Below are 3,642 nucleotides of genomic sequence, written 5' to 3' on the forward strand. Positions count from 1 at the left end.
CATGGTCCAGCCCTGGTCCATCTCCCCGAACACCTGCTGATTGCGAACGATAATGCGCATCACGGCGGTGAGGTCGGTGGACGTCCAGTGGCCGAGCATGAATGCTTCGCCCGCACCGATGCTGCCGCCGAAGGCACAGAAACGGTAAAAATCATCCCGGTGGACCTGGATGGTGGCCGACAGGTCGAATTCAGGAGTCTTGTGGCCGAATGTATTCACCTCCCGCCTGTCTTTTACGGTCAGCTGACCAACCTCGAGCTTTTCCATCATCGCCAGCACCAGACGACGCCCGACGCTATTGAGAGAACGCACGGGGCCGTGTACGGACACGCTTTTATTTTTGGGTGAAATGGTTGTGGTGGTCATGTTGACACCTCCTTTATTGGTTCACCCGCATCGTCTCACCGGGGTGATCATAAAATGGGGTCTGTTTGAGCTTCAGTTTGAGTGCCTGCCAGTAGATCATGGCGACGACCTTGACGGTCATGGCCGGGAAGAGAATCAGCATCCGTGTGAGGTTCTGCCGGTTCATCGGCCTGCGGGAAAGATTCAGGGTGGCGTCGAAAACCTGCTTCCCGTCTTTGAAATTAATCAGGTGCACATTGAGGCGATCTCCCGGAACCGAAAACCGCCAATCGTAATCGATGTTCATGGGCATGAAGGGCGAAATGTGAAATTCCTTCGAGAATTGGAACCGGCGCCACCTGCGATCGGGATGGATGTTGCTTGCATCGTCCAGAACGTACAGGTGGCGTTCTCCCCAGGGGGTGTTGGCGACCTCGGCCACGATGGTATCCAGACGGCTGTCGCTGCTGTCGTAAAGGAAGTAGAAGGTCACCGGATTGAAACAGTGGCCGAAGTAGCGCAGATGGGTGAGCATACGGATTGGGCCCGATGGCCGCAGGCCGGTTTTCGCTTCAACGCGGTCCCGCAGTGCACGATCCAGGGGAGTCTTGACATCGCCGAAATGGTCCCGACGCCGGAAGTAGGCCAGATTCACCCGGTCAGCCGACCATAACGGGTGAATGGCCAACACCCGTGACATTTCCGCCAGATCCAGAAACATGAAAAAGATGCGGTACCGAAAGACGTTATCGACCGGCGTAAAGCTGCGGTGGCGGATGGTGCCCCGATAAATGGCGCTGTTCATGGCAGATCCTTTCCGAAGGCGCGGCACACCGCCAGTGCACTGTTCACGCCGTCTTCGTGAAACCCGTATCCCCAGTAGGCCCCGCAGAAGGATGTGCGGTTCTCCCCGCTGATTTCAGCGTGCCGGCGGCGGGCGGCGAGACTGTCGGGCGTATAAATTGGATGGTGGTAGACGAAATGGCGGATGACCTTGGCCGGATCGATGCGCTCGCCGATGTTCAGGGAGACACAGAAGGTCTCCGTAGCATTCAAGTTTTGGAGCATGTTCATGTTGTATGTCAGGGCCACCCGGTCCGACGACCGTTCAGGTGTCAGGTAGTTCCAACTGGCCCAGGCCATTCGTTTGGCAGGCAGCACCGATGTGTCGGTGTGCAGCACCACCTGGTTTTCCTGGTAGCCGATACGGCCCAAAACGTCGCGTTCGGCTGCCGACGGGTCGGCCAGCATGGACAGGGTTTGATCGGAGTGGGCGGCGATCACCACGTGATCGAAGTTGTCGACGCGGCCGTCTGCAGTCTTTATGTTCACCGTATCCGGTGAACGCGTGACGGCCACCACCGGGCTGTTCAGGCGGATACGGTCCGCAAAGGGCCGGGTGATGGGGCCGATGTAATTCCGAGAGCCTCCCTGGATGACCCGCCATCGAGGTTGGTCGGAAATGTTCAAAAAGCCGTGGTTTTCAAAGAACTCGATAAAAAATCGTGCGGGAAACTGCCGGAACGCGCCTGGATCCGCCGACCAGATAGCCGCTCCCATGGGGATCAAAAAGTGGTCAATGAAGTCCGTGCTGTAATGGTGGGCGGTAAGGTAAGCCTCCATGGTTGTATGTTCATCACTTGACTCGAGGAGCTTGCGGGCTTCCCGCCGGAAGCGAATTGCATCGAGCAGCATGCGGTAAAAAGCAGGGCGCAACAGATTCCTGCGCTGGACGAACAGTGAATTGAAGGTGCTGGGGCAGAACACCAGCCCGCTTTTGGGATCCTGGAAACTGAAGCTCATCACCGAGGGCTGGGAGGCCACCCCCAGATGATCCATCAACCGCGTGAAGTGGGGATAGGTTTTGTGGTTGAAGACGATGAAACCGGTATCCACCGGCCAATTGCGGCCGTTTAAAGGAACGTCCACGGTAGCGGTATGGCCGCCGATGGTACTTTTGGCCTCATAAACCGTCACCTCGTGATCTTCGCTCAGCAGGTAACCGGATGTCATCCCGGAAATGCCGGTGCCAATGATGGCGATACGCATAAGCGATACTCCCCGGCTGAAGCGAAAGGCAACTGACCTGCCAACGGCCAATCTATCCGGAGCGGAGCCTTTCAGGCATCGCTCGCAAATCCCGAACGATGCCAACCCGGGCCATGAGCTTCAGCAGCATGTAAGTGATATCGATTTCCCACCAGCGAATGCCCTGGCTGGCCGATACCGCGTAATGGTGGTGGTTGTTGTGCCACCCCTCTCCAAGGGTAATCAGGGCCAGTATCGCATTGTTGCGGCTGGTGTCCGGCGTATCGAACCGCCGGGTACCGAACATGTGGTCCAGGCTGTTGATGGTGCAGGTGGCGTGAAAGAGAACCACGGTGGAAATAAAAAACCCCCAGACGACCATCTGACCGCCGCTGGTTCCCAGATGGGGGGCAACCCGTTCCAAAAGGGCGCCGATCAGGTAAAGACCTGATACCAGGGAAACGGGAACCACCGTGTCGAAACGGTTGAGCCACACCAATTCGGGAAAGCGAGTCCACTCTTGGACATATCGGTAAGGCGTCGCAAAGTTGGCTCGGGAGGTGAGCCAACCTATATGGCTCCACCAGAACCCGTGCTGAGAGGGGGAGTGGACATCCTTTTCCGTATCCACGAATCGATGGTGATGACGATGATGGCCCGCCCACCACAGCGGCCCCCGCTGGGCCGATGCGTTGCCCAGCACGGCAAAGACGAATTGCCAGCCTCTTCCAACCTTGAAGGCTTTGTGCGAAAAATAGCGGTGGTAGAAGCCGGTGATGGCAAACATGCGCACCAGGTAGAGGAAAAGGGAGGCCCATACCGCCACCGGGCTCCATCCGACCCACAGGACACCCAGGCAGGCCAGGTGCAGGACGACAAAGGGAATGATTCTCGGCCAGTCGACGGTCTTTTGAAATCCGCCTGACTCAAGAACTTCGATTCCTGCCTCGGAATCAATCCATCTCAGGAAAGCATACCTTAGTTTTTTGTCCATGGTTTCGATGCTCGTTTGCGGGTGTTGGGGATTGGAATCGTGCGAAAGTGGTGACGAAAAATAAATATCCTTCGCTCTTACCCTGTTCCAAATTTTAAATGACCAATCAACACAAGTCAAATGTAAGGGATGGATACGGGAAGGCAATGAGGAGTCATCGACGGCACACTGGTGGGTATAACCTATCAATAAAACGACGTGCAACGAGTGTTGCGGGAAGCTTCCCGGCAGTCAATTGACAAAATCAATGGGGTCGATTAAGTGTTTGAACAGAT

Annotated in this window: 4 protein-coding genes; all 4 read right to left on the reverse strand. The window is 56.3% G+C overall.

All coding sequences use genetic code 11. From position 1 onward, the window contains the following. On the reverse strand, positions 1-366 hold a 366-nt coding region (locus QNK41_RS03750; protein WP_319253895.1), incomplete at its 3' end, for a hypothetical protein. A gap of 13 nt (positions 367-379) precedes the next feature. Then, complete coding sequence (locus QNK41_RS03755) at positions 380-1,150, reverse strand: DUF1365 domain-containing protein (protein ID WP_319253897.1); 771 nt, start codon at positions 1,148-1,150, stop codon at positions 380-382. Continuing rightward, entirely contained in the window at positions 1,147-2,394 is a 1,248-nt protein-coding gene (locus QNK41_RS03760) for an NAD(P)/FAD-dependent oxidoreductase (protein WP_319253899.1), read from the reverse strand. Before QNK41_RS03760 ends, QNK41_RS03755 begins: the two co-directional genes overlap by 4 nt. 52 nt (positions 2,395-2,446) lie before the next feature. Further along, positions 2,447-3,367, reverse strand: a complete 921-nt coding sequence (locus QNK41_RS03765; RefSeq protein ID WP_319253901.1) for an acyl-CoA desaturase — start codon at positions 3,365-3,367, stop codon at positions 2,447-2,449. Positions 3,368-3,642 lie beyond the last annotated feature (275 nt).

It is taken from the genome of Desulfosarcina sp., from assembly GCF_033791525.1.
GTDB lineage: Bacteria > Desulfobacterota > Desulfobacteria > Desulfobacterales > Desulfosarcinaceae > Desulfosarcina.